This window comes from uncultured Ellagibacter sp., assembly GCF_934643285.1.
Taxonomy (GTDB): Bacteria; Actinomycetota; Coriobacteriia; order Coriobacteriales; family Eggerthellaceae; genus Ellagibacter.
Genome location: NZ_CAKUBT010000046.1, coordinates 1 through 3225, shown reverse-complemented (window position 1 = coordinate 3225; position 3225 = coordinate 1). Strand labels below are relative to the sequence as shown.

Genomic DNA, 3225 nt, shown 5'->3' with positions numbered 1-3225 from the left:
GCCGCCTACAACGGCTACAAGGCCTATGGACCCGACGGCTGCCAGATAACGAGCGAGGCCGCAGCCGCCATCTCGGCCGCAATCGAGGGCACCGACATCTTCTCCGGGGTGAAGTCCGTCGACTTCGACGCCGCGCTTGCGAAAGGCGACATCACCTGGATCGACGACGCGGTGCTCGAGCGCTACTATGATGCGGTCCTGTCGAAATCGGTAAGCAACCTAAGCGCCGATGAGGTCGCGAAGGCGCCCCTGAAGCTCGTCTACACCCCGCTCAACGGCACAGGGCTCGTTCCCGTGACGACTGTGCTTGAGCGAGCGGGCGTCACCGACATCACCGTCGTCCCCGAGCAGCGCGATCCCAACGGCGATTTCCCCACCTGTCCGTATCCCAACCCCGAGATCCGCGAGGCGATGCAGAAGGGCATCGAGCTTTGCGAGCGCGTGCATCCCGATTTGCTGCTCGCGACCGACCCCGACGCCGACCGCGTGGGCGTTGCCGTGAAGGACGGCGAGGACTACCTTCTGCTCACGGGCAACGAGATGGGCGTGCTTCTGCTCGATTACATCTGCCGCATGCGAGCCGAACGCGGTGAGGACCTGGCCGAGAAAGTGGCCGTCACCACGATCGTGTCGAGCGCGATGGTCGATGCGCTCGCTGCAAAATACGGCTTTGAACTGCGCCGTTGCCTGACCGGCTTTAAGTACATCGGCGACATAATCACCGAACTCGCGGACGCTGAGCAGGCCGACCGCTTCATCTTCGGCTTCGAGGAGAGCTACGGGTACCTCTCGGGCGACCACGTGCGCGACAAGGACGCCGTGAACACAAGCCTGCTCATCTGTCAGATGGCGCAGAGCTACAAGCTGCAGGGGAAAAACCTCGCGGACGCGATGCGCGACCTGTACGCCGAGCATGGGTACTGGCTCAACCGCACCGTGTCAGTGTCGTACCCCGGCGCCGAGGGAGCTGCCGCGATGGCAGCGATCATGGAGCGTTTGCGCGCGGAGGCGCCGAGCGAGGTTGCCGGCCTCGCCGTCGAGGGCGTCGTCGACTACAAAGACGCGGGAACGGGGCTTCCACCCGCGAACGTCGTCGAGCTTCGCCTGGCGGATGGCAACAAGGCCATCGTGCGCCCGAGCGGCACCGAGCCCAAAATCAAGCTCTACGTGTTCGCGAAAGACGACACGCAAGAGGGCGCCGAGGCACTGCTCGACAGCATCGAGGCTTCGGGCCGCAAGCTGCTTGCATAATGCCGCAGCGGGGAAGGCTCGACCGCAAGCTCGCGCAGAGCCGAAATGGGGAAGGCGCGGGGCGCAAATTGCTTCGCCGCGGCCCTATGCAGCGACAGGGAACAAGCTGCTCGTACGAGGCCAAAGACGACAAAACCGAAAAATGCCGCACCTCTCTGACCTGGCCTTATAGAGGTGCGCTTGTCGACGTATCGGAAATAAGCGGGGAGGCTGCAGCAAAACCTGCGCACATCGAGCAAAAAACTCGTCGAAGCAGCAGAAGGGACTCCGATGATGGCGCTCGACCCACCGCAAATCGGCGTGCAATCGCTCATCTTCGGAGGCCCACGCGTGCTGCGAGGGGAATAACACCGATTGCGCTGCGCCTCCGAACGCTCGACTTTAGGCATATTCAACAATAAGCTAAGTCGAATCTCCTCTTTTCATTTTTAATAGGTAAGACTATCATTTTTGCTAGATTTAGCTAGCAAAAATGATAGATAGGATGAATATGTTCAGGAGAGAGCTATCGCGAACACTCGAAGAACGACTCCGCGAGCCTCGCTCGTTCATCCAAGTCGTTATGGGGCCTCGGCAGACCGGCAAAACCACGGCAATCAAACAGGCCGTCAAAGCGACGGGATTGCCTGTTCGAGTTGCGAGCGCGGACAGCGCAATCGAGCTAGGAGCCGATTGGATCGAACTGGAATGGCGCCAAGCGAGAAACATGGCAGAGCGTGGCACAAAAGCGGTACTCGTCCTTGACGAAATACAGAAAGTCGCCCAGTGGTCGCAAACCGTCAAGCGGCTGTGGGATGAGGATAGTTGGAACGATGCTCCGCTTTTGGTGATTCTATCAGGCTCATCAAGCTTGCTTATCGGCAGTGGTCTTTCCGAGTCGCTGGCAGGAAGATATGAGCTTCTGCGTTCAACGCATTGGAGCCTGTCCGAAATGTCCGAAGCGTTCGGCTACAACCTTTCCGACTATCTCGAATTCGGCGGATACCCTGGTGCCGCGATCCTTAAGAGCGACGAAGATCGCTGGCGCGAATACATGCGAGACTCCATCGTCGAGTCGACGATTTCGCGAGACGTTTTACAGATGGAAAACGTAAGAAAGCCTGCGTTGATGCGCGCACTTTTCGAGCTCGGAGCGCAATACTCTGCGCAAGAACTGTCGTATCGAAAGATACTCCGCCAGCTCGACGACAAGGGCAACACCGACACCATCAAGCACTACCTCAACCTTCTGTCAGGAGCAGGAATGATAAGTGGCCTACAGAAGTTTGACGACAAGCCCATAAAAGCAAAAGCCTCTTCACCACGGTTGATGGTTCACGACCCCGCGCTCATGACCTCGATGTGGCACGGAAAAGGGAGCCTTCTCGAAGACCCGGATCTCTACGGACATCTGGTTGAGACAGCGGTTGGCGCATACCTTATCGCGCGCTCGGCGATAGACGGCTTCGACCTTTACTGGTGGCGCGATGGCGACTTGGAAGTTGATTTTGTCCTAAGGCGAGCGCAAGATATCACCGCGATAGAGGTGAAAAGCGGGCGCGTAAGCAAAAGCGGCATGGGCGCATTCTGCAAAACCTATCCGAAGGCGAGCCCGATAATTGTTGGCGATCGGAATACTCCCCTCGAAGACTTTCTGCGGGGGAAAGTGCCTCTGTTTTAAGGTTGAATCGCTGGAGCAAAGCCCGCAGGCTACCACATCTGTCTTGCACGCAATTCGCGCGGTGCGTCTATTTACTGTCGCAAAACGCCTGACGTCGTCGCATACTTTCTCGCGGAATTACAGTATTATGTAAATTGGCATTGCGCGGCGGCAACCAAGCCCGCGCGATAACTTGGTTGGGATTTCAGGGGAAAGGCACCTATGGACTTCAACGCATGGCTCATCGACGTCAGCGGGCAGATCGACGGTTTTCTGTACACCTACATCTTGCTCGCCCTGCTCGTCATCGTGGGCATCTACTACACCATCCGCAC

At 58.2% G+C, this 3225-nt stretch carries 2 protein-coding genes; both read left to right on the top strand.

Features of this window, described 5'->3' with window-relative positions; all coding sequences use genetic code 11:
- Nucleotides 1-1251, top strand: a 1251-nt coding sequence (locus Q0I65_RS09560; RefSeq protein WP_296062907.1) for a phospho-sugar mutase, incomplete at its 5' end; no start/stop codon positions are given.
- 490 nt (nucleotides 1252-1741) lie between these two features.
- Nucleotides 1742-2911: an ATP-binding protein gene (locus Q0I65_RS09555; RefSeq protein ID WP_296062905.1), complete on the top strand. Its 1170-nt coding sequence runs from the start codon at nucleotides 1742-1744 to the stop codon at nucleotides 2909-2911.
- Nucleotides 2912-3225 lie beyond the last annotated feature (314 nt).